Here is a 21,022-nt window from a genome sequence, read left to right as displayed (position 1 = left end):
CGCCGATTCCGCTGCTTGTATCCCGCAGCGGAGGGCATTCTGAGATGGGTCGTCTTCCTCGCATTGTTGCAACCCTGACTCGTTGGGGTCTGAGCCTGTGCGCACTGGTTTTGGTGCTCGCGGCGTTGTACGTAAGCCTCGGGCGTCAGCTCACGCCGCTGGTTGCCGAATACCGTGTGGATGTGGAAACCAGGGCCAGCAGCGCGCTGGGCATGCCGTTGAGCATTGGCAGTCTGGAAGGCAGCTGGAGCCGGTTTGCCCCGGTTTTTCTGGCTCACGACGTCATGGTCGGAGAGGGTTCCAGTGCTGTGCGTCTTGATCGTGTAAGGGTTGTTCCCGACCTCTGGGAAAGCCTGCTGGCGCGTCAAGTGCGCATCGCTCATCTCGAGGTGGACGGCCTGCAGTTCATGCTCACGCAGGACAAGGAGGGCAACTGGTCGGTACAGGGCTTGCCAGTGCGCAACGACAGCCCGTTCGACCCCGGGCAAGTGTTTGAGCAAATGCAGATGGTCTCGCACTTGTCGCTGCTCGACAGCCAGGTCACTGTGCAACCGTTTGACGCCGCGCCGCTGACCCTGACCTATGTAAACCTCAGTCTGGCCACAGGCAGTTATCACCAGCGCCTTGATGCACGCCTGACGCTGCCGGATGGCCAGCCGTTTGCCCTGAATGTGCGTTCACGTATCCAGGCCAGTCAGTGGAAGGACGGCGAGGCAGATGTCTACGCCAGCCTGCCGCAAAGCGACTGGGCCAGGTGGTTGCCAAAAAGCCTCACCCGGGAATGGACACTGTCGAAGCTGCAGGCCGGTGGCGAGCTGTGGATGAGCTGGGGCAAGGGCACTGTGCAAAGCGCGACTGCGCGGCTTAATGCGCCGCATGTCAAAGGCGTTTATGCCGGTCGCAAACCCTCGACTGTCGACAACCTCGCGCTCAACGCCTGGTTTGCGCGCACTGACACAGGTTTCGACCTGAACCTCGATTCACTGGCGATGAGCCTGGGCGACAAGCGCTGGGAAAGCCGCCTGCAACTCACGCAAACCGCTGCGACGCCCGACAGCGAAGAACTCTGGCATGTGCAGGCCGATCGCCTGGACCTGACGCCGCTCACGCCGCTTATTGATTCCCTCGCGCCGTTGCCGGAGAAAGCCATGGCAGTGGTCGACGGTCTCAAGGTGACAGGCGGGCTGCGTAACGTGTTGCTGGATTACCGGCCACAGGCAACCGGCGACAAGCGCCTGAGCTTTGCCGCCAATCTGGACAAGGTGGGGTTCAACGCCTATCACGGTGCCCCGGCGGCCGGAAATGTCACCGGTGCCATCAGCGGCGATCTGGGCCAGGGCGAACTGCGGCTCGACACCAATGACTTTATGCTTCATCTGGACCCTATCTTCGCCAAGCCCTGGCGCTACCAGAAGGCCAATGCCCGTCTGACCTGGAAGCTCGATGATCAGGCATTCACCCTGATCGCGCCATATATCAAGGTGCTCGGCGACGAAGGCAAGATCGCGGCAGACTTTCTGATCAGGATTCATCTCAGCCATGAGCAGGAAGACTACATGGACCTGCGGGTCGGCATGGTCGACGGGGATGGCCGTTACACCAGCAAGTATCTGCCTACAGCCCTCAGTCCCGAGCTTGATCACTGGCTGCGCACCGCCGTGGTGAGTGGTGCGGTCAAGCAGGGTTTCTTTCAGTATCAAGGGTCGCTGAACAAGAGTTCGCCCGACACCGCCCGCGTCATCAGCCTGTTTTTCGATGTCAGCAACGCAACGCTGGCTTTCCAGCCGGGCTGGCCTTCATTGACCGGAGTCGACGGCAAGGTTTACGTCGAAAACAGCGGCGTGCGAGTCAAGGCAAGCAAAGGGCAGTTGCTCGATACCAAAGTAAGCAACGTGCTGGTCAATATTCCCCACGTCCCGGCAGGTCAGGACAGCCACCTGCTGGTCGATGGCAGCTTCTCCGGCAATCTGATCGATGGCCTGAAGATTCTCCAGCAAGCGCCCATCGGCACGGCCAGCACGTTTGCCGGCTGGACCGGCGAAGGTCCGCTGGATGGCAAGCTGAAGCTGGATATTCCGCTGGCCAAGGGCGTCGAGCCAAAGGTTGTGGTGGATTTCAGTACCGACAATGCGCGTTTGAAACTGGCTGACCCGGTGCTGGAGTTGACTCGCCTCAAGGGCGATTTCCGCTTTGACAGCGCCAAAGGGCTGAGCGGCAAGGGCATCAAGGCGCAGGCATTTGATCGTCCCGTGACCGCAGAAATCGCTGCCGAAGGCAAGCCAGGCGACAACGTGACACGCATTGTGGCAAACGGGCAGATCACCGTGAAGCGGCTGACCGACTGGCTGAGCGTTACTCAGCCACTGCCGGTGTCGGGTGACTTGCCGTATCAGCTGCAATTGACTCTGGACAGCAAGGACAGCCCGCTGGTGATCAACTCCACGCTCAAGGGCGTGGCAATCGATCTGCCTGCACCGTTTGGCAAGACTGCCGAGGAGGAGCGTCCCAGCGAGTTCCGCATGACCCTGCAAGGCGCGGAGCGCAGGCTTGGCGCGGCGTATAACGATCAGGCCAACTTTGCTTTTGCCGCACCGAATGGCAAGTTTGCCGACGGTCGCGGCGAGCTTTATCTCGGGCGCGGCGGGGCGATAGTGCCGGACGCCAAAGGGCTGCGGATTCGTGGCGAATTGTCTGAGCTGGACGTAGCGCCCTGGCAGGAGCTGGCTGGACGATATACCGGCAATGATCCTGGCGGCAGCGCAAAACAACTGCTCAACAGCGTCGACCTGCAGATCGGCAAGCTGACGGCGATGGGCACCACGCTGGATAACGTACGTGTTCAATTGCAGCGCAATGCTGCGGCCTGGGCCTTGTCGCTGGACAGCGCGCTGGCCAAGGGCACTGCCGTGCTGCCCGACGCGAAGTCCGCGCCGATCGGTATCAACATGCTCTACGTGCGACTGCCTGCCTCTGATCCGAATGCGGCGGTCGTCGAGAACGCGCCTGACCCTCTGGCGGATATCGACCCGCACAATATTCCTGCGCTGGACGTGAAGATTGCCCAGCTGTTTCAGGGTGACCAGTTACTGGGTGCCTGGTCGCTGAAAACCCGCCCGACGGCGACCGGTATGCGCATGTCCGACCTGAGTCTGGGGCTCAAAGGTATTTTGCTCGAGGGCGATGGTGCCTGGGAGGGCACTCCGGGCTCCAGCAGCAGCTCGTTCAAGGGGCGTGTGGCAGGCAAGAATCTGGCCGACGTGCTCAAGGCCTGGAACTTCGCGCCGACGGTCACCAGTGAAAGTTTCGAAATGAATGTCGACGGACGCTGGCCGGGTTCGCCTGCCTGGGTGGGCCTCAAGCGCTATTCCGGCAGCCTGGATGCGACGTTGAACAGAGGCCAGTTTGTCGAGGTAGAAGGCGGTGCTCAGGCGCTGCGGGTGTTTGGATTGTTGAATTTCAACTCCATCGGCCGTCGCTTGCGCCTGGACTTCTCCGACCTGCTGGGCAAAGGGCTCAGTTACGACCGGGTCAAAGGGCTGCTGGTCGCCAGCGACGGTGTTTATGTGACGCGCAACCCGATTACCCTGACCGGGCCGTCGAGTAATCTTGAGCTCAACGGTACGCTGGACATGGTCCGTGACCGTGTTGATGCGAAGCTGCTGGTGACCTTGCCGGTGACCAACAACCTGCCGATCGCGGCATTGATTGTCGGTGCGCCCGCCATTGGCGGCGCGCTGTTCCTGGTCGACAAGCTGCTGGGCGACAGGGTTGCCCGCTTCGCCAGCGTGCAATACAAGGTCGAAGGGCCCTGGAAAGAGCCGAAGATCACGTTCGACAAGCCATTTGAAAAGCCCCAATAGCGCCGCATGGAGTACAGTGGTGGCCAGGTCATCAAGGAGCGGGTCGCCATGTCCTTTGCTGTGATTCAGATGGTCAGCCAAAGCGATGTCCAGGCTAATCTGGTCAGCGCTCGCCGCTTGCTGGAGCAGGCAGCCGAAGGTGGCGCGCGGCTCGCGGTGCTGCCCGAAAACTTTGTTGCCATGGGGCGGCGTGACGTGGCCAACATCGGTCGTGCCGAAGCTCATGGGCATGGGCCGATCCTGCCATGGTTGAAACTGGCCGCTCGCGACCTCAAGTTATGGATTGTTGCCGGAACCTTGCCACTGCCGCCGGATGAGCGACCCGATGGCAAGGTGACGGCGTGTTCGTTGCTGATCGATGAACACGGTGAGCAGGTGGCCCGGTATGACAAGCTGCATCTGTTTGATGTGGATGTTGCTGACAATCGGGGCCGCTACCGTGAATCCGATGACTATGCTCACGGAAACAATGTGGTGGTGGCCGATACACCTGTAGGGCGCGTGGGGCTGACAGTCTGTTATGACTTGCGCTTCCCCGAGCTGTACACCGCGCTGCGGGAGGCCGGTGCTGAACTGATTACCGCGCCGTCAGCTTTTACTGCGGTAACGGGTGCTGCGCACTGGGACATTCTGATCCGGGCGCGCGCCATCGAAACCCAGTGTTACGTGCTGGCGGCGGCACAGGGCGGGGTCCATCCGGGGCCTCGCGAGACTTACGGGCACGCGGCCATCGTTGATCCATGGGGCTGCGTACTGGCCGAGCAGGCACAGGGTGAAGCCGTGCTGCTGGCCAAGCGCGACAGTGAAGAACAGGCGTCCATACGGGCGCGGATGCCGGTGTCCAGTCACCGGCGCTTTTTTTCGCAGGACGCCATGCGGCCTGCTTCGGAGTGAATATGAGTGATCTGTCCTCAGTCAGCGAACACCTTCTGGCCCCTGGTGGCCTGAGCCTCGACAGCCTGCAATCGGTGCTCGGAGAGCTTGCCGGGCCGGGTATCGACGCGGCTGATCTGTATTTTCAGGGCATGATCTCCGAGTCCTGGTCGCTCGAAGACGGCATCGTCAAGGAAGGCAGTTTCAATCTCGATCAAGGCGTGGGCGTGCGCGCTCAATCGGGCGAAAAGACTGGTTTCGCTTACAGCAACGCTATCACTGAGGACGCACTGCGCACCGCTGCCCGTGCTGCCCGTTCCATCTCCCGCGCTGGGCAGAATGGCCGGGTGCAGGCTTTTACCTCGCAGGATGTGGCCCAGTTGTACGCCCCGGATAATCCTCTGGAAGTGCTGAGCCGCGCCGAGAAGGTCGAACTGCTCAAACGCATTGACGTCGCGACGCGCGCGCTGGACTCGCGTATCCAGCAGGTGTCGGTGAGCATGGCCGGTGTCTGGGAGCGCATTCTGGTGGCCGCCGCCGATGGCAGTCTGGCCGCCGATGTGCGTCCGCTGGTGCGCTTCAACGTCAGTGTCATTGTCGAGCAGAACGGCCGCCGCGAGCGGGGCGGGCATGGCGGTGGCGGGCGTACGGACTACCGTTATTTCCTGACCGATGATCGTGCCATGGGCTACGCGCGTGAAGCGCTACGTCAGGCGCTGGTCAACCTGGAAGCTATTCCTGCTCCGGCAGGCACATTGCCGGTGGTGCTGGGTTCCGGCTGGTCAGGCGTGCTGCTGCACGAGGCGGTTGGTCACGGCCTTGAAGGTGACTTCAATCGCAAGGGCAGCTCGGCTTACAGCGGGCGCATGGGCGAGATGGTTGCATCGAAACTTTGCACGATTGTTGACGACGGTACCCTTGCAGGGCGTCGCGGCTCGCTGAGTGTCGATGACGAAGGCACACCGACCGAGTGCACCACACTGATTGAGAACGGCGTGCTCAAGGGCTACATGCAGGACAAGCTCAATGCCCGCTTGATGGGTGTCGCACGCACTGGTAACGGTCGTCGCGAGTCCTACGCTCACCTGCCGATGCCACGTATGACCAATACCTACATGCTGGGCGGGCAGAGCGACCCGCAGGAAATCATCGCCTCGGTGAAGCGCGGTATTTACTGCGCCAATCTGGGTGGCGGTCAGGTGGATATCACCAGCGGCAAATTCGTGTTTTCGACCAGCGAGGCTTATTTGATAGAGGACGGCAAAATCACTGCGCCGGTCAAGGGTGCGACCTTGATCGGTAACGGGCCGGAAGCCATGAGCAGGGTATCGATGGTGGGCAACGACCTGTCGCTCGACAGCGGCGTGGGGACGTGCGGGAAGGACGGCCAGTCTCTGCCGGTCGGTGTGGGTCAGCCCACGCTGAAAATCGATGCGATCACGGTAGGTGGTACGGGTAGTTGAAGGTGAGTCGGGGCTGGCCGCTTGCTGCTGCCGGCCCCGCGGTTGAAATCAACGCAGACCGCGTTGAAGTTCGTCCAGCTCACGGATGTATTTGAAGATTTTGCGGCTGGTGGCCGGCGGTTTGTTACGTGCAACTTCGTGTTGCGCCTGACGAATCAGCGAGCGCAGCTGCTGACGGTCGGCATCGGGGTATTCGACAACGAATTTCTCGAGGTCGGCGTCATCACCCGCGATCAGGCGATCACGCCAGCGCTCCAGATTGTGAAAACGTTCGTTGTATTGGCGAGTGGAGGCATCGAGTTGGTCCAGCAACACCAGAATGGCTTCCTGGTCCTGATCGCGCATCAGCTTGCCAATGAACAGAATATGCCGCTTTCGCGCGATGTTCGCCGTGTGCTTGGGCGCTTCGGCCAGGGCCTTGCGCAAAGCGTCGGTCAGCGGCAGCTTGGCCAGCACATCGGCTTTGAGTGTTGTCAGTCGCTCGCCGAGGTCGACCAGAGCATGCAGCTCTCGTTTGACCTGGGTTTTGCTTTTCTCCCCGTCGAGGGAGTCGTCGTAAGAATCAACCATGGGGGCAGTCCGCAAAGAAACGCCGCCATGATAACCAGTCGTGGGCCGCTTGTCCGGCCCGGTCGGTATTCGGCCTGTGCTGAAAGAAGAATTTGATGGAGAAAGTCATGAGTGCAACCCAAAGCGTCGGTCCGCAAGCCTTGCCCGAACTGCAGGAACAGGTCGAGCAGATCATCGCCGAAGCCCGGCGTCAGGGCGCCAGCGCCTGCGAAGTCGCAGTGTCGGTGGATCAGGGGCTGTCGACGTCGGTCCGTCAGCGTGAAGTTGAAACCGTAGAGTTCAACCGCGACCAGGGTTTCGGTATCACCCTGTATGTCGGGCAGCGCAAGGGCTCGGCCAGCACCTCGGCCACGGGTGCCGATGCCATTCGTGAAACCGTTGCCGCTGCATTGGCGATTGCCGAGCACACCTCCGAAGACGAAAGCTCCGGGCTGGCTGATGCTGCGCTGATGGCCAAAGAGGTCATGGATTTCGATCTTTATCACACCTGGGATATAACGCCCGAGCAGGCCATTGAGAAAGCGCTGATCTGCGAAGCCGCGGCCTTCGACGCCGACAGCCGGATCAAGAACGCCGATGGCACCACGCTCAATACCCATCAGGGCTGCCGTGTGTATGGCAACAGTAATGGCTTCGTCGGTGGTTATGCATCAACGCGGCACAGCCTCAGTTGCGTGATGATCGCCGAGGGCGAAGGCCAGATGCAGCGTGATTACTGGTACGACGTCAATCGCCAGGGTGAGTTGCTGGCCGATGCCCAGAGCATTGGTCGCAAGGCTGCGTTGCGTGCGGCGAGCCGTCTGGGTGCGCGTCCTGTGCCGACTTGTGAAGTGCCGGTGCTGTTTGCCGCAGAACTGGCAGGTGGCCTGTTCGGCAGCTTTCTCGGTGCCATTTCCGGTGGCAACCTGTACCGCAAGTCGTCATTTCTGGAGGGTGCCTTGGGTCAGCGGCTGTTCCCGGAGTGGATGACCATTGATGAGCGTCCGCACTTGAAGCACGCAATGGGCAGTTCGGCGTTCGACAGCGACGGTCTGGCGACGTTTGCCAAACCGTTCGTGGAAGGCGGCGATCTGGTTTCCTATGTGCTGAGCACTTATTCCGGTCGCAAGCTGGGCATGCCGAGCACCGCCAATGCGGGCGGGGTGCATAACCTGTTCGTCACCCATGGTTCGGAAGATCAGGCCGCGCTGATTCGACGTATGGGCCGTGGCTTGCTGGTGACCGAATTGATGGGCAGCGGACTGAACATGGTTACCGGCGACTATTCGCGGGGCGCAGCAGGTTTCTGGGTCGAAAACGGTGAAATACAATTCCCGGTTCAGGAAGTGACCATTGCCGGCAACATGCGTGACATGTTCAAGCAGATCGTCGCCGTTGGCAGCGATCTTGAACTGCGCAGCAACATCCGTACCGGCTCGGTGCTGATCGAGCGTATGACCGTAGCGGGTAGCTGACCTGACCGCTACCTTCGCCTGACTATCGTGCCCCTGGACGCAGAGCGTCCAGACCTGCATACCCACGCGGAGCATGGGCACGATAGTTGCGAAAATATCGTTCCTCACGCTCCAGCGTAGGAATGCATTTCGTGACGCTCTGCGTCACACATCCACGCGCGCATCGCGCACCTCATCTCGGACAGCTCCAGGCCTGTTTTCCGGCACCTCCGGGGCATGCATATCACTTTAAGGCCCGATCCCGAAAATCTGCGCTCTTGTATTGAGTTCATATCTCATTTAATAATGAATATCATTTCTAAAATGAGCTGCGGTCATGGGGTCTGTTCTGCACGAGATGTCTTATCTGGAAAACTGGCGTGGATTGAGTCTGCGGATTCGTTGCGCCCTTGAGCCCGACGAGCCTCGGCTGATCGAGCATTACCTCGCCGAAGGGCGCTATCTGGCGCGTTTTACCGCCACGCCCCAGCCCATGATTGCCGAAACCACTTTCCGTCTTTTGATAGACACCGCACGCGATACGGCATTGCCGTGGCACTGGCGCTGCCTGTGTCTGGATCAGGCCTGGCGTCCACTGCGTGATTTACAGGCAATCGCCTCCACGCCTGCGCGGCGTCAGCGCTGGCAAGCCTGTGTTCATCAACTGGCGACCTGCGTGCTACAGCCCTCTATTTCCCTCTCTGAACTGGTGCAAGGACATTGCGATGAGTAATACCCGTATCGAACGCGACAGCATGGGCCAGCTACAGGTCCCGGCCGAGGCCCTTTACGGCGCGCAGACTCAGCGTGCGGTGGAAAACTTTCCGATCAGCCATCAACGTATGCCCCGGCAATTCATTCGCGCCCTGTTGCTGGCCAAGGCGGCCGCAGCGCAGGCGAACCTGGAGCTGGAGCAGATCAGCGAGGGGCAGAGCAGGGCGATTGTCAGTGCCGTGAAGGACCTGCTGGCCAGTGACTACATGGCGCATTTCCCGGTCGATATCTTTCAGACCGGTTCCGGCACCAGTACCAACATGAACGCCAACGAGGTGATCGCCACGCTGGCCACGCGCGTGCTGGGCGAAGAGGTCAATCCCAATGACCACGTCAACTGCGGGCAGAGCAGCAACGACATCATCCCGACCACGATTCATGTGAGCGCTGCACTGGCCCTGCACGAACAACTGCTGCCTGCGCTGGCCCATCTGGTGCAAGTGACTGAACACAAAGCCGAGCAGGTCCATGCCTTCGTCAAGACCGGCCGTACGCATCTGATGGACGCCATGCCCGTGCGCATGAGCCAGGTGCTCAACGGCTGGTCACAGCAGATTCGCGCCAACGTCGAGCATCTGCAAGGTCTCCAGCCGAGTCTGCAGTCATTGGCGCAGGGCGGCACCGCAGTCGGTACCGGGATCAACGCGCATCCCGAATTTGCGGCTCGTTTCAGTCGTCAGTTGAGCACGTTGACCGGTGTGCAATTCGCGCCCGGCAAGAACCTGTTCGCGTTGATCGGTTCGCAGGACACCGCAGTTGCGGTATCCGGCCAGCTCAAAGCCACGGCGGTGTCGCTGATGAAAATTGCCAACGACCTCCGCTGGATGAATTCGGGGCCACTGGCAGGGCTGGGTGAGATCGAGCTGGAGGCTTTGCAGCCGGGTTCATCGATCATGCCGGGCAAGGTCAACCCGGTCATTCCGGAAGCCACCGCCATGGTTGCCGCGCAGGTGATTGGCAACGACGCGACGATTACCGTGGCGGGGCAGTCTGGCAACTTCGAACTTAACGTGATGCTGCCGATCATCGCCCAGAACCTGCTCAGCAGCATCGAGCTGCTGGCCAACTCCAGTCGGCTGCTGGCTGACAAGGCGATTGCGAGCTTCAAGGTCAATGAATCCAAGCTCAAGGAAGCGCTGTCGCGTAATCCGATTCTGGTGACGGCCCTCAACCCGATCATTGGCTATCAGAAAGCCGCCGAAATTGCCAAGACCGCTTACAAGCAGGGCCGTCCGGTCATTGACGTCGCCCTTGAGCACACCGATTTGCAACGTAGCGAACTGGAAGTGTTGCTCAACCCTGAAAAACTCACCGCTGGCGGTATTTGATTCCAGCCAGCCAACGTCCCCTGGAGGTATGACCATGCAGCATTGGAAACGCACCATCGAGCAGGCCAATCGCTGTTTCAATCTGGGCGAGTGGGTCGAAGCCCGCGAGCTGTACCTTCAGGCGCTGGCGTTGGCGCAGGTGTTGTTCGAGCGTTGGGCGGATGTCGACGAAGCCGTCGCAGCCTGTGTGATTTCTCACCACAACCTGGCGGACCTGCACCTGAGCCTCGGTCAGCCTGAGGAAAGCGCCGAATACCTGTGTGCCATTCATCAACATCTGTTGCGGACCATGCAGGATCAGCGTCTTCCTCCGGCGCTCCGTGAGGCAGCCTTGCGCCACAGCAGCAAAACCTACGCCGAGTTGCTGAGCTTTATCAGTGAACACGGCGAATACCCGCGCACTCATCGGCTGCTGAACAGCAGCAGCGAGCACACGCGCTCATCGTTGCAGCGCAACTCGGCAGCCACTTCCGGACTTTTCTACGGAGCACATTGAAATGCCTTATACCTTGCCTGCACTGCCTTACGCATACGACGCCCTGGAGCCGCACATCGATGCGCAAACCATGGAGATTCATTACACCAAGCATCACCAGACCTACATCAACAACCTTAATGCGGCGGTCGAAGGTACGGAGTTTGCTGACTGGTCCGTCGAGAAACTGGTGGCCAGCATCAAGCAGTTGCCTGAAAACCTGCGTCCGGCGGTCATCAACCAGGGTGGCGGTCACGCGAATCATTCGTTGTTCTGGGAGGTAATGGTGCCAGGCGGGGGCGGTTTGCCAAAAGGCCCTGTCGCCTTGGCCATCGACGAGCAGCTGGGCGGCTACGACAGCTTCAAAGAGGCGTTTACCAAAGCCGCATTGACTCGTTTCGGCAGCGGCTGGGCATGGCTGAGCGTCACCCCTGACAAAAAGCTGGTGGTTGAAAGCAGCGGTAATCAGGACAGCCCGTTGATGAATGGCAATACGCCGATTCTGGGTCTGGACGTATGGGAGCACGCTTACTACCTGCGCTATCAGAACCGTCGCCCCGAATACATCAACGCGTTCTACAACGTGATCAATTGGGATGAAGTGTCTCGACGTTATCAGGCCGCTCTGGTCTGACTCCAGTAACCGGGCCCAAGGCAGCTTATGCGCTCAGGAATATTAGCTATCAGCAGTGTGCGGTTGTTGCGGCTCGTCGTAGGCACCGGGCTGCTGTTGGCCGGTATGGCGTTACTGATTGCTCACGGTTTGAGCTGGTTGCAGATGCACTGCTGGTGATCATCGAAGGGGCGTGTTTGAGGGCTTACTCGCCCTCATCAAACTTGTTGTTGATCAGTTCAACCAGGCCATCGAGCGCTTCCTGCTCGAATTCGCCTTCGGTTTTCAGATGGATTTCGGTGCCTTTGCCTGCCGCCAGCATCATCACGGCCATGATGCTTTTACCATCGACCATGGTCTGCTCAGAGCGGCCAACCCTGATCGTGCAAGGGAACTTGCCTGCGACGCCGACGAATTTGGCGGCAGCGCGGGCATGCAGGCCCAATTTGTTGATGATGGTGATTTGACGAGCGGGCATCGCAGTGAAAATCCTTTCAGCTAAGGTCGCGGTGGCGAACCTGAACGTTCTTGAGTGATTGTTGCAAGACCTTGCCGAGCCGTTCGGTCAGGTAGACGGAGCGGTGATGTCCGCCGGTGCAGCCGATGGCAATGGTAACGTAAGAACGGTTGCTGGCTGCAAACCGGGGCAACCATTTGTTCAGATAAGCGAAGATGTCCTGAAACATCTCTTCAACATCGGGCTGCACCGACAGGTAGTCGATAACCGGTTGTTCAAGTCCGGAATGGTCGCGCAGTTCAGGCTTCCAGTACGGGTTGGGCAGGCAGCGCACATCGAACACCAGATCTGCGTCGACGGGCATGCCACGCTTGAAACCAAAGGATTCGATCAGAAACGCGGTGCCTGGCTCGGGTTTGTTCAGCAGACGAAGCTTGAGCGCGTCGCGCAACTGATAGAGGTTCAGGTGGGTGGTGTTGATCTTCAGGTCGGCCAGGTCGATGATCGGGCCCAGCAGCGTTGTCTCGTCGCGTATCGCCTCGGCCAGCGAACGATCTGCCGTGCTCAAAGGATGGCGACGCCTGGTTTCCGAGAAACGCTTGAGAAGGGTTGCTTCATCCGCATCCAGGTAAAGCACGTCGCACTGGATGTTGCGTGAGCGGACTTCATCCAGCATTTGCGGAAAGCGGGTCAGGTGACTGGGCAGGTTTCGCGCATCGATGGACACCGCCAGCAAGGGCTCGGCCAGTTCAGTATTGATCAGCGCTCGCTCGGCCAGTTCCGGCAGCAGTCCGGCCGGCAGGTTGTCGACACAGTAAAAACCGTTGTCTTCCAGCACGTCGAGGGCTGTACTTTTACCCGAGCCGGAACGGCCGCTGACGATGATCATGCGCATGTTCAGTTTCCGTTCTGCACGTCCAGCACCACTTGATAAAGCGCTTCAGCACTTTCGGCACTGCGCAGGCGCTTACGCACATCTTTGTCATCAAGCATGCTGGCGATCTGGCGCAGTAACTCCAGGTGCTCATCGGTAGCAGCCTGCGGGACCAGCAAGACAAACAGCAGGTCAACCGGCGCGCCATCGATGGCGTCGAAATCCACGGGGGTAGCGAGGTGAATGACTGCACTGACAGGCTCGCTGCAGTCAGCAAGGCGGCAATGAGGGATGGCAATACCGTTGCCGAAACCGGTTGAACCCAGTTTTTCGCGGGCAACAAGACTTGCGAATACTGTGTCCGAAGCCATGCCCGGTACTTTACGACCGATCAGTTTGGCAATTTCTTCGAGTACACGCTTTTTACTGCCACCCGACACGTTCACAAGGGAGCGGTCGGGGGTCAGGATATTTTCGATTCGGATCATTTAAATGGGCGTTAGCGAGCGGCCGCACCTTTGAGGATGCTTTGCTGCTTTTCCTTATGCTTGAGCAATTGTCGGTCTAGCTTGTCAGTGAGCAGGTCGATGGCAGCATACATGTCGTCATGTTCAGCATTGGCAACGACCTCTCCACCATGGATGTGCAACGTGGCTTCGATCTTCTGCTTGAGCTTTTCGACCGTCATCGTGACCTGCACGTTGGTAATCTTGTCAAAATGCCCCTCGAGCTTTTTGAGCTTGAGCTCAACGTATTCACGAAGGGGTTTGGTCACTTCCAGTTGGTGTCCACTGATGTTGACTTGCATACAGCTTTCTCCTTTGCCAGTGCATAAAGAGACAGGCATGGCGCCTGTCTCTGGGACGCTGTGGCTTGGCCTGCATCACATCAGCCGCTTACGCTCACTGGAAGGCGCTATCCCGAGTGACTCGCGGTACTTGGCGACTGTGCGACGGGCTACTTGAATGCCTTGTGCCTCCAGTAAACCAGCGATCTTGCTATCACTCAACGGCTTTTTCTGATTTTCCGCCGCAACCAGTTTTTTGATGATTGCGCGAATTGCCGTGGACGAGCATTCACCGCCCTCGGAAGTGCTCACATGGCTCGAGAAGAAGTATTTCAGCTCGTAAATGCCGCGTGGCGTGTGCATGAACTTCTGGGTGGTCACGCGCGAGATGGTCGACTCATGCATGCCCACTGCCTCGGCAATGTCGTGCAGAACAAGCGGCTTCATCGCCTCGTCGCCGTACTCAAGAAAGCCGCGCTGATGCTCGACGATCTGGGTGGCGACCTTCATCAGTGTCTCGTTGCGGCTTTGCAGGCTCTTGATGAACCAGCGCGCCTCTTGCAACTGGTTGCGCATGAACGTGTTGTCTGCGCTGGTATCGGCCCGACGCACAAAACCTGCGTATTGCGGATTGACGCGCAGGCGCGGTACGGACTCCTGATTGAGCTCGACCAGCCAGCGCTCATTGTCCTTGCGCACGATTACATCGGGAATGACGTACTCGGCTTCTGTGGATTCGATTTGTGAGCCAGGGCGCGGGTTGAGGCTCTGGACCAGCTCGATGACCTGGCGCAGCTCGTCTTCCTTGATCTTCATGCGCCGCATCAACTGGCCGTAGTCGCGGCTTCCCAGCAGGTCGATGTAGTCGGTGACCAGTCGTTGCGCCTCCGCCAGCCAGGGTGTTTTCGCTGGCAACTGGCGCAGTTGCAGGAGCAGGCATTCGCTCAGGTTTCGGGCACCGATGCCTGCCGGTTCAAACTGCTGGATGCGGTGCAGTACGGCTTCGATTTCGTCGAGCTCGATGTCCAGCTCGGGATCGAAAGACTCGAGAATTTCATCGAGGGTTTCGTCCAGATAGCCCTGGTTATTGATGCAGTCGATCAGCGTGACTGCCACCAGGCGGTCCTTGTCGGACATCGGAGCGACGTTCAACTGCCACAGCAGGTGGCTTTGCAGGCTCTCGCCTGCAGACGTGCGTGTGGTGAAGTCCCACTCGTCATCATCGTTACTTGGCAGGCTGCTGGCGCTGGTCTGGTAAATGTCTTCCCAGGCGGTATCGACAGGCAGCTCATTGGGAATGCGCTCGCTCCATTCGCCATCTTCAAGGTTATCCACAGTAGGTGCGGATTCCTGATAGGTCGGCTCTTGAACGTCGGGATTGGGCTTTTGTTCGATGTTGTCGGCAAGCGGGTCGGAGTTGTCGAAGTCGTCGCCTTCTTCCTGCCTTTCCAGCATGGGGTTTGACTCCAGCGCCTCCTGGATCTCCTGCTGGAGGTCCAGTGTAGAAAGCTGAAGTAAGCGGATTGCCTGTTGCAGCTGCGGTGTCATCGTCAGCTGCTGGCCCATTCTCAAGACTAGCGATGGTTTCATGGCAGGGGCTAAACACCTTATTCGCCGGCGCGCATGCGCCATCTACTACAGGCGCCGGGGCGCCAACTTAAGCAAATTATATGCCTGAAACCTGTGCCTTTGCCTAGAGTGATATGACAAATAAAATATTGTCAACACACTGCACTGGCATCAATCGGCCGCCAAGCGCAAAGGGCTGTCGATTAAAGGCGGAATTCGTGACCGAGGTAGACCTCTTTCACCAGTTGATTCGCCAGAATGGTCTCGGAATCGCCTTCTGCGATCAGCTGTCCATCGTTGACGATGTAGGCAGTTTCGCAGATGTCCAGCGTTTCACGGACGTTGTGGTCGGTGATCAGTACGCCGATACCCTTGGCCTTGAGATGGTGAATGATCTGCTTGATATCACCCACTGAAATAGGGTCTACGCCTGCGAACGGTTCATCCAGCAGTATGAATTTTGGCGCAGTGGCCAGGGCGCGAGCAATTTCCACACGGCGGCGCTCGCCACCCGACAGGCTCATGCCCAGGTTGTCGCGAATGTGGGTGATGTGAAACTCCTGCAAGAGGCTTTCGAGTTCCTTGCGGCGTGCTCCGGCATCGAGTTCCTTGCGGGTCTCGAGAATCGCCATGATGTTGTCGGACACTGACAGCTTGCGGAAAATCGAGGCTTCCTGCGGCAGGTAGCCGATGCCGGCTCGGGCGCGGCCGTGCATGGGTTGATGGCTGACATCCAGGTCATCAATCAGCACGCGACCCTGATCAGCCTGGACCAGACCTACGATCATGTAGAAGCAGGTAGTCTTGCCGGCACCGTTGGGGCCCAGCAGGCCGACGATCTGGCCGCTGTCGATGGAAATGCTCACATCGCGCACGACCTGCCGGCTTTTGTAGCTTTTAGCCAGATGCTGGGCTTTGAGCGTCGCCATTTACTGGGCCTTCTGAGGTTGGTCGGTTTTCTTTTTCGGCTGGATGACCATGTCGATACGCGGACGTGGTGTGGTCACCTTGGCGCCGCCATTGGCCCGACCGGCGCTGACGACCTGTCTGACCGTGTCATAGACGATTTTCTCGCCTTCGGAAGTGTTGCCATCATTGATGACCTTGGCCTTGTCGATGAGGACGATACGGTCCTGCCCGGCGTAGTACTGAATAGTGACGGCATAGGCCTGCACGATCGGTTTGTCTACGGCAGGCTTCTGCTCGTAATAAGCCAGATTGCCGACAGAGGTGAACACATCCACTTCGCCCTGGGCATTACGCGTGATCGTCACAGTGTTACCGGTGATCTTCATCGAGCCCTGGGTGATGATGACGTTGCCCTTGTAGGTTGCTACGCCTTTCTTGTCATCAAGCTGAGCATCGTCAGACTGGATGTGGATCGGCTGATCGCGGTCGGTTGGCAGGGACCAGGCGCTCGCGCTTCCCAGTGCTGCGCCCAGGCCGAGCAATAAAGGAAGAGTTTTAACGAGCCTCATACTGTCCTCTTACGTTGGACAGCAGGTCCATCCTGCTGTCTTTCAAATATGCTTTCATTCCCTTGGCCGTAGTCACACCGCCGGCGCCGTCGATTCTAACGTCTTGCTCGGTCTGCGCATATTGCTTCTGAGGGAATACGGTCATACGACTGGTAGTGATAATAGTCGTACGTTGTTTTTCATCAGTACGCTCGACACGAACGGAATCGATCAGCTCGACCTGGTCGCCGCCGGACGAAACTTCGCCTTTCTTGCTCTGTACGTGCCATGGAAACTCGCCGCCGCGGTACATATGCAGGTCGGGCGTGGTCAACAGGGTCACGTCAGTGGCTTTCACGTGCTCGACCTTATCGGAGGTCATGTCGTACTGGAGCGTGCCATCGGGCAGGTACTGCACGCTGTGCGCATTGATTGCATAGTAGTCGATGACCGTGTCGTCAACGGTCGATACCGGCTGATCCATAAAGCTTTCCGGGCTGATATTCCAGTAACCGACCGCTGCCAGCAGCAGCGCCAGTACCCCGAGCAGCAGGAACTTGCGAATTTTTTTAGTGAACATAATGGCTTCTATAAATAGACGGAGTGAGCCGCTTCAAGGTTGCCTTGCGCACTCAGAATCAGTTCGCAGAATTCGCGTGCCGCACCTTCGCCGCCTCGCGCCCTGGTTATTCCGTGTGCATGCTCGCGTACAAAACTCGCGGCATTGGCAACCGCCATGCCCAGACCGACGCGCCTGATGACTGGCAAGTCTGGCAGATCATCACCCAGATAGGCGACTTGTTCGTAACCAAGCTGGAGTTCTGCGAGCAGTTTGTCCAGTACTACCAACTTGTCTTCACGTCCCTGAAACAGGTGTTCAATGCCCAGGCTCTTTGCCCGCCGCTCGACTATCGCAGTCTTGCGGCCGCTGATAATGGCTGTTGTGACGCCTGAGGCTATCAGCATTTTTATGCCTTGGCCGTCGAGAGTGTTGAATGTCTTGATCTCGCTGCCATCTTCCATGAAGTAAAGGCGGCCATCGGTCAGTACGCCATCGACATCGAAAACGGCCAGCTTGATAGCCTTGCCGCGCTGCATGAGGTCCTGGGTCATCGTTTCGGTTTCCATTACATGACGCCTGCGCGCAAAAGATCCTGCAAGTTGAAAGCGCCAACCGGCCGGTCGTACTGGTCTACGACAACAAGCGCACTGATTTTGTTGTCCTCCATGATTTTCAGCGCTTCGGCGGCAAGCATTTCTGCATGGGCCGTCTTGCCATGAAGGGTCATGACTTCATCAATGATGGTCTGGCGAATATCGACAGGGCGGTCCAGTGTTCTGCGCAAATCACCATCGGTGAAGATGCCGGCCAGTGTGCCGTCAGCTTCGACAATCGCGGTCATGCCCAGGCCCTTGCGGGTCATTTCCAGCAGCGCATCCCTGAGCAGGGTGCCGCGTTGAACGCTGGGCAGCGCGTCGCCGGAGTGCATGACATTCTCGACCTTGAGCAGCAGACGACGACCCAGCGCGCCGCCTGGATGGGAGAATGCAAAGTCTTCGGCGGTGAAACCCCGTGCGTCCAGCAGCGCCACGGCCAGAGCGTCGCCCATGACCAGTGCCGCGGTGGTCGAAGAGGTCGGTGCCAGATTGAGCGGGCAGGCCTCATGCACGACGTGGGCGTTGAGATTGATATCGGCAGCCTTGGCCAGAATGGACTCGGGGTCGCCGGTCAGGCTGATCATCTTTATGCCCAGACGCTTGATCAGCGGCAGCAGGGTCACGATCTCGTTGGTGCTGCCGGAGTTCGACAGGGCCAGAATGATGTCATCGCGCGTGATCATGCCCATGTCGCCATGACTGGCTTCAGCCGGGTGCACGAAAAAAGAGGTAGTACCCGTGCTTGCCAGCGTGGCGGCGATCTTGTTGCCGATGTGTCCGGACTTGCCCATACCGACCACAACGACTCGGCCCTTGCTGGCGAGGATCATTTCGCACGCGCGCACAAAATCGCCGTCAAGACGTTCAAGCAAGCCTTGTATGGCTTCTATCTCAAGGCGAATGGTGCGTTGCGCCGATTGGATCAGGTCACTGGATTGGTTCATGTCTGGAAAGGGTCAGCCTGCTGAAAGGCGGCGATTATAGCGGTAATGAACGATTCCCTCACGTCTGATCGTCGTTGTGTTGTTTTTAAACGAATTTCCTACGCGCTTGAGGGTCTGTATCCACGCCTGATGCCATAACATTGTGGTACAGAATAATTCAACGATTACCTGAACCGCTCGGTTCTCTTCTTGGGGGCGGGTGGCGGCGGTGGTATAGTTCGCGGCCTGTTCGGCGCGCCTGGACAGCTGGTCGGCCTCCAAGAACCGACGGCTGAGGGCGGAGGCTGTATCGCAAGGAGTTTAGATGAGTCCTGATGACGCCTATGCGGTCGAGTTGAAAGGTGTGTCTTTCAAACGCGGTACGCGCAGCATTTTCAATAACGTTGATATTCGTATTCCGCGGGGCAAGGTCACCGGGATCATGGGGCCGTCCGGTTGTGGCAAGACTACCTTGCTGCGCTTGATGGGGGCTCAGTTGCGTCCGAGCGAAGGGCAGGTATGGGTCAATGGCCAGAACCTGCCGGAGCTGTCGCGCAGTGATCTGTTCGATGCTCGCAAGCAGATGGGCGTGCTGTTTCAGAGCGGAGCACTGTTTACCGATCTGGACGTTTTCGAAAACGTTGCTTTTCCCTTGCGCGTGCACACTGAACTGCCGGAAGAAATGATCCGCGACATCGTGCTGCTCAAGCTTCAGGCTGTGGGCCTGCGCGGTGCGGTCGAACTGATGCCCGATGAACTGTCGGGTGGCATGAAGCGTCGTGTCGCGCTGGCCCGGGCCATCGCTCTCGATCCGCAGATTCTCATGTATGACGAGCCCTTTGTCGGGCAGGACCCGATTGCGATGGGCGTGCTCGTACGCCTTATCCGCTTGCTCAACGATGCATTGGGCATCACCAGTATCGTGGTGTCCCATGACCTCAGCGAGACAGCGAGCATTGCCGACTATCTCTATGTAGTGGGTGACGGGCAGGTGCTGGGGCAGGGCACGCCCGAGGAACTGATGTCCTCGGACAACCCACGCATTCGTCAATTCATGACCGGCGAGCCTGATGGCCCTGTACCGTTCCACTATCCGGCGCCGGATTTTCGCGAAGATCTATTGGGGAAGCGCTGATGCGCAATAAGTCACTGATGGACCGGGTACGCCTGTTGGGGCGTTCGGCCATTGATATTGTTACTGTTCTGGGTCGTTCCGGTCTGTTTCTGGTAAACGCCCTGCTTGGCCGCGGCGGTGCGGGCAGCAGTTTTCAACTGCTGGTAAGGCAGCTGTATTCGGTCGGTGTCATGTCGCTGGTCATCATTGTGGTGTCCGGCATGTTCATCGGCATGGTGCTGGCGCTGCAGGGCTTCAGCATTCTAACCAAGTACGGCTCCGAGCAGGCGGTCGGTCAGATGGTCGCACTGACCCTGCTGCGTGAGCTGGGGCCTGTGGTTACAGCCCTGCTGTTCGCCGGGCGTGCAGGTTCTGCGCTGACCGCCGAGATCGGCAACATGAAATCCACCGAGCAGCTGTCGAGCCTTGAGATGATCGGTGTCGATCCACTCAAGTACATCGTTGCGCCACGCCTGTGGGCAGGTTTCATCTCGATGCCGATTCTGGCGATGATTTTCAGTGTGGTTGGTATCTGGGGCGCTTCCTGGGTAGCGATCGATTGGCTGGGCGTCTATGACGGTTCTTTCTGGTCGAACATGCAGAACAGCGTTTCTTTCACGAACGATGTGCTCAATGGGGTGATCAAAAGCGTCGTATTTGCCTTCGTAGTGACGTGGATTGCCGTTTTCCAGGGGTACGATTGCGATCCTACTTCCGAGGGGATCAGCCGCGCGACGACCAGAACCGTCGTTTACGCCTCGTTGGCCGTGCTGGGACTGGACTTTATTTTGACCGCCTTGATGTTTGGAGATTTCTGATGCAAAACCGCGCCATCGAAACCGGAGTCGGTCTGTTCCTGCTGGCCGGGATACTGGCTCTGCTCCTGCTGGCCCTGCGAGTCAGTGGTCTGAGCACCAGTGCGAGCACTGACACCTATAAACTTTATGCCTACTTCGACAATATTGCCGGTTTGACTGTCAGAGCCAAGGTAAGCATGGCTGGCGTCACAATCGGCAAGGTGACGGCGATCGATCTGGATCACGACACCTTCACCGGTCGCGTCACGCTGGAGATACAGAAGAAGGTCGATAACCTGCCTTCCGACTCCACGGCGTCGATCCTGACTGCTGGCCTGCTGGGTGAGAAGTACATTGGTCTCAGCGTCGGTGGCGATGACAAGCTGCTCAAAGACGGTGCAACCATTCATGACACGCAGTCGTCGCTTGTGCTGGAAGACCTGATCGGGAAATTCCTGCTCAATACCGTAAGCAAAGACGCCAAGTAAGCCAAGTAA

General features: G+C 58.6%; 22 protein-coding genes. 11 read left to right on the top strand and 11 right to left on the bottom strand.

Annotation, left to right across the window (positions count from 1 at the left end):
• The first annotated feature begins 44 nt into the window (after positions 1–44).
• From KP808_RS20785 to tldD, 3 genes are read left to right on the top strand one after another with little or no spacing between them, the layout of a single operon-like run.
• A complete protein-coding gene (locus tag KP808_RS20785; RefSeq protein ID WP_230016799.1) occupies positions 45–3,860 on the top strand; it encodes a YhdP family protein in 3,816 nt (1,271 codons plus the stop codon).
• A 48-nt stretch (positions 3,861–3,908) separates the two neighbouring features.
• Entirely contained in the window at positions 3,909–4,754 is an 846-nt protein-coding gene (locus KP808_RS20780) for a carbon-nitrogen hydrolase family protein (protein ID WP_230016798.1), read from the top strand.
• 2 nt (positions 4,755–4,756) lie between these two features.
• Entirely contained in the window at positions 4,757–6,196 is a 1,440-nt protein-coding gene (gene tldD / locus KP808_RS20775) for a metalloprotease TldD (protein WP_002555101.1), read from the top strand.
• A 48-nt stretch (positions 6,197–6,244) separates the two neighbouring features.
• Here the strand turns inward: tldD and yjgA are convergent, their stop codons facing one another.
• A complete protein-coding gene (yjgA, locus tag KP808_RS20770) occupies positions 6,245–6,766 on the bottom strand; it encodes a ribosome biogenesis factor YjgA (protein ID WP_003364101.1) in 522 nt (173 codons plus the stop codon).
• A gap of 107 nt (positions 6,767–6,873) precedes the next feature.
• On the opposite strand from yjgA, the gene pmbA reads away from it, so the two are divergent.
• The 5 genes from pmbA (at position 6,874) to KP808_RS20745 (ending at position 11,410) form a co-directional block, all read left to right on the top strand.
• Positions 6,874–8,220, top strand: a complete 1,347-nt coding sequence (gene pmbA, locus KP808_RS20765) for a metalloprotease PmbA (protein WP_004656615.1) — start codon at positions 6,874–6,876, stop codon at positions 8,218–8,220.
• 316 nt (positions 8,221–8,536) lie between these two features.
• On the top strand, positions 8,537–8,932 hold the full coding sequence (locus tag KP808_RS20760; protein ID WP_230016797.1) for a FagA protein: 396 nt from the start codon (positions 8,537–8,539) through the stop codon (positions 8,930–8,932).
• Entirely contained in the window at positions 8,925–10,301 is a 1,377-nt protein-coding gene (locus KP808_RS20755; RefSeq protein WP_219170183.1) for a class II fumarate hydratase, read from the top strand. The genes KP808_RS20760 and KP808_RS20755 overlap by 8 nt, the downstream gene beginning before the upstream one ends.
• A gap of 34 nt (positions 10,302–10,335) precedes the next feature.
• Positions 10,336–10,797 carry a DUF2753 domain-containing protein gene (locus KP808_RS20750; RefSeq protein ID WP_219170182.1) on the top strand — a complete coding sequence of 154 codons (462 nt, stop codon included), beginning with the start codon at positions 10,336–10,338 and terminating at the stop codon, positions 10,795–10,797.
• A 1-nt stretch (position 10,798) separates the two neighbouring features.
• The gene (locus tag KP808_RS20745; protein ID WP_058400702.1) at positions 10,799–11,410 is read left to right on the top strand and encodes a superoxide dismutase; all 612 of its coding nucleotides are present in this window, start codon (positions 10,799–10,801) and stop codon (positions 11,408–11,410) included.
• A gap of 184 nt (positions 11,411–11,594) precedes the next feature.
• On the opposite strand, the gene KP808_RS20740 is transcribed toward KP808_RS20745, so the two are convergent.
• The 10 genes from KP808_RS20740 to KP808_RS20695 all read right to left on the bottom strand — a co-directional run bounded on the left by KP808_RS20740 (position 11,595) and on the right by KP808_RS20695 (position 18,635).
• Positions 11,595–11,867, bottom strand: a complete 273-nt coding sequence (locus tag KP808_RS20740) for an HPr family phosphocarrier protein (protein WP_002555094.1) — start codon at positions 11,865–11,867, stop codon at positions 11,595–11,597.
• 16 nt (positions 11,868–11,883) lie between these two features.
• Complete coding sequence (gene rapZ / locus KP808_RS20735; protein ID WP_230016796.1) at positions 11,884–12,741, bottom strand: RNase adapter RapZ; 858 nt, start codon at positions 12,739–12,741, stop codon at positions 11,884–11,886.
• Positions 12,742–12,743: 2 nt separating this feature from the next.
• Complete coding sequence (ptsN, locus tag KP808_RS20730; protein ID WP_230016795.1) at positions 12,744–13,208, bottom strand: PTS IIA-like nitrogen regulatory protein PtsN; 465 nt, start codon at positions 13,206–13,208, stop codon at positions 12,744–12,746.
• Between the two features lie 11 nt (positions 13,209–13,219).
• Entirely contained in the window at positions 13,220–13,528 is a 309-nt protein-coding gene (gene hpf, locus KP808_RS20725) for a ribosome hibernation-promoting factor, HPF/YfiA family (protein WP_002555091.1), read from the bottom strand.
• 75 nt (positions 13,529–13,603) lie between these two features.
• Positions 13,604–15,097, bottom strand: a complete 1,494-nt coding sequence (locus KP808_RS20720) for an RNA polymerase factor sigma-54 (RefSeq protein ID WP_058400703.1) — start codon at positions 15,095–15,097, stop codon at positions 13,604–13,606.
• Between the two features lie 182 nt (positions 15,098–15,279).
• Positions 15,280–16,005 carry an LPS export ABC transporter ATP-binding protein gene (lptB, locus tag KP808_RS20715; protein WP_002555089.1) on the bottom strand — a complete coding sequence of 242 codons (726 nt, stop codon included), beginning with the start codon at positions 16,003–16,005 and terminating at the stop codon, positions 15,280–15,282.
• The gene (gene lptA / locus KP808_RS20710; RefSeq protein WP_002555088.1) at positions 16,006–16,554 is read right to left on the bottom strand and encodes a lipopolysaccharide transport periplasmic protein LptA; all 549 of its coding nucleotides are present in this window, start codon (positions 16,552–16,554) and stop codon (positions 16,006–16,008) included.
• The gene (gene lptC / locus KP808_RS20705; protein WP_002555087.1) at positions 16,541–17,113 is read right to left on the bottom strand and encodes an LPS export ABC transporter periplasmic protein LptC; all 573 of its coding nucleotides are present in this window, start codon (positions 17,111–17,113) and stop codon (positions 16,541–16,543) included. The genes lptA and lptC overlap by 14 nt, the downstream gene beginning before the upstream one ends.
• An 8-nt stretch (positions 17,114–17,121) precedes the next feature.
• Positions 17,122–17,661: a KdsC family phosphatase gene (locus KP808_RS20700; protein ID WP_004666191.1), complete on the bottom strand. Its 540-nt coding sequence runs from the start codon at positions 17,659–17,661 to the stop codon at positions 17,122–17,124.
• Entirely contained in the window at positions 17,661–18,635 is a 975-nt protein-coding gene (locus tag KP808_RS20695) for a KpsF/GutQ family sugar-phosphate isomerase (protein WP_122259132.1), read from the bottom strand. The genes KP808_RS20700 and KP808_RS20695 overlap by 1 nt, the downstream gene beginning before the upstream one ends.
• Positions 18,636–18,939: 304 nt before the next feature.
• Here KP808_RS20695 and KP808_RS20690 point away from each other — a divergent pair, with 304 nt between their 5' ends.
• Genes KP808_RS20690 through mlaD form a run of 3 tightly spaced genes read left to right on the top strand, consistent with a single transcriptional unit; the run spans position 18,940 to position 21,013 of the window.
• Complete coding sequence (locus KP808_RS20690) at positions 18,940–19,749, top strand: ATP-binding cassette domain-containing protein (RefSeq protein ID WP_004656592.1); 810 nt, start codon at positions 18,940–18,942, stop codon at positions 19,747–19,749.
• Positions 19,749–20,546: a lipid asymmetry maintenance ABC transporter permease subunit MlaE gene (gene mlaE, locus KP808_RS20685; protein WP_002555083.1), complete on the top strand. Its 798-nt coding sequence runs from the start codon at positions 19,749–19,751 to the stop codon at positions 20,544–20,546. Before KP808_RS20690 ends, mlaE begins: the two co-directional genes overlap by 1 nt.
• Positions 20,546–21,013, top strand: coding sequence for an outer membrane lipid asymmetry maintenance protein MlaD (gene mlaD / locus KP808_RS20680; protein ID WP_002555082.1), 468 nt, complete (start codon positions 20,546–20,548; stop codon positions 21,011–21,013). The genes mlaE and mlaD overlap by 1 nt, the downstream gene beginning before the upstream one ends.
• Positions 21,014–21,022 lie beyond the last annotated feature (9 nt).

Source organism: Pseudomonas savastanoi (genome assembly GCF_020917325.1).
GTDB classification, from domain to species: Bacteria; Pseudomonadota; Gammaproteobacteria; order Pseudomonadales; family Pseudomonadaceae; genus Aquipseudomonas; species Aquipseudomonas amygdali.
This window is presented reverse-complemented; position numbering and strand designations above follow the sequence as displayed.

Bases quoted from the DNA above. Each gene is read 5' to 3' on its own strand.
- KP808_RS20755 (WP_219170183.1), top strand. From the start codon at position 8,925: ATGAGTAATACCCGTATCGAACGCGACAGCATGGGCCAGCTACAGGTC.
- pmbA (WP_004656615.1), top strand. From the start codon at position 6,874: ATGAGTGCAACCCAAAGCGTCGGTCCGCAAGCCTTGCCCGAACTGCAG.
- KP808_RS20785 (WP_230016799.1), top strand. From the start codon at position 45: ATGGGTCGTCTTCCTCGCATTGTTGCAACCCTGACTCGTTGGGGTCTG.
- KP808_RS20750 (WP_219170182.1), top strand. From the start codon at position 10,336: ATGCAGCATTGGAAACGCACCATCGAGCAGGCCAATCGCTGTTTCAAT.
- ptsN (WP_230016795.1), bottom strand. From the start codon at position 13,208: ATGATCCGAATCGAAAATATCCTGACCCCCGACCGCTCCCTTGTGAAC.
- mlaD (WP_002555082.1), top strand. From the start codon at position 20,546: ATGCAAAACCGCGCCATCGAAACCGGAGTCGGTCTGTTCCTGCTGGCC.
- KP808_RS20720 (WP_058400703.1), bottom strand. From the start codon at position 15,097: ATGAAACCATCGCTAGTCTTGAGAATGGGCCAGCAGCTGACGATGACA.
- lptB (WP_002555089.1), bottom strand. From the start codon at position 16,005: ATGGCGACGCTCAAAGCCCAGCATCTGGCTAAAAGCTACAAAAGCCGG.
- mlaE (WP_002555083.1), top strand. From the start codon at position 19,749: ATGCGCAATAAGTCACTGATGGACCGGGTACGCCTGTTGGGGCGTTCG.
- hpf (WP_002555091.1), bottom strand. From the start codon at position 13,528: ATGCAAGTCAACATCAGTGGACACCAACTGGAAGTGACCAAACCCCTT.
- tldD (WP_002555101.1), top strand. From the start codon at position 4,757: ATGAGTGATCTGTCCTCAGTCAGCGAACACCTTCTGGCCCCTGGTGGC.
- KP808_RS20695 (WP_122259132.1), bottom strand. From the start codon at position 18,635: ATGAACCAATCCAGTGACCTGATCCAATCGGCGCAACGCACCATTCGC.
- lptA (WP_002555088.1), bottom strand. From the start codon at position 16,554: ATGAGGCTCGTTAAAACTCTTCCTTTATTGCTCGGCCTGGGCGCAGCA.
- KP808_RS20690 (WP_004656592.1), top strand. From the start codon at position 18,940: ATGAGTCCTGATGACGCCTATGCGGTCGAGTTGAAAGGTGTGTCTTTC.
- KP808_RS20740 (WP_002555094.1), bottom strand. From the start codon at position 11,867: ATGCCCGCTCGTCAAATCACCATCATCAACAAATTGGGCCTGCATGCC.
- rapZ (WP_230016796.1), bottom strand. From the start codon at position 12,741: ATGCGCATGATCATCGTCAGCGGCCGTTCCGGCTCGGGTAAAAGTACA.
- KP808_RS20780 (WP_230016798.1), top strand. From the start codon at position 3,909: ATGTCCTTTGCTGTGATTCAGATGGTCAGCCAAAGCGATGTCCAGGCT.
- lptC (WP_002555087.1), bottom strand. From the start codon at position 17,113: ATGTTCACTAAAAAAATTCGCAAGTTCCTGCTGCTCGGGGTACTGGCG.
- yjgA (WP_003364101.1), bottom strand. From the start codon at position 6,766: ATGGTTGATTCTTACGACGACTCCCTCGACGGGGAGAAAAGCAAAACC.
- KP808_RS20700 (WP_004666191.1), bottom strand. From the start codon at position 17,661: ATGGAAACCGAAACGATGACCCAGGACCTCATGCAGCGCGGCAAGGCT.
- KP808_RS20745 (WP_058400702.1), top strand. From the start codon at position 10,799: ATGCCTTATACCTTGCCTGCACTGCCTTACGCATACGACGCCCTGGAG.
- KP808_RS20760 (WP_230016797.1), top strand. From the start codon at position 8,537: ATGGGGTCTGTTCTGCACGAGATGTCTTATCTGGAAAACTGGCGTGGA.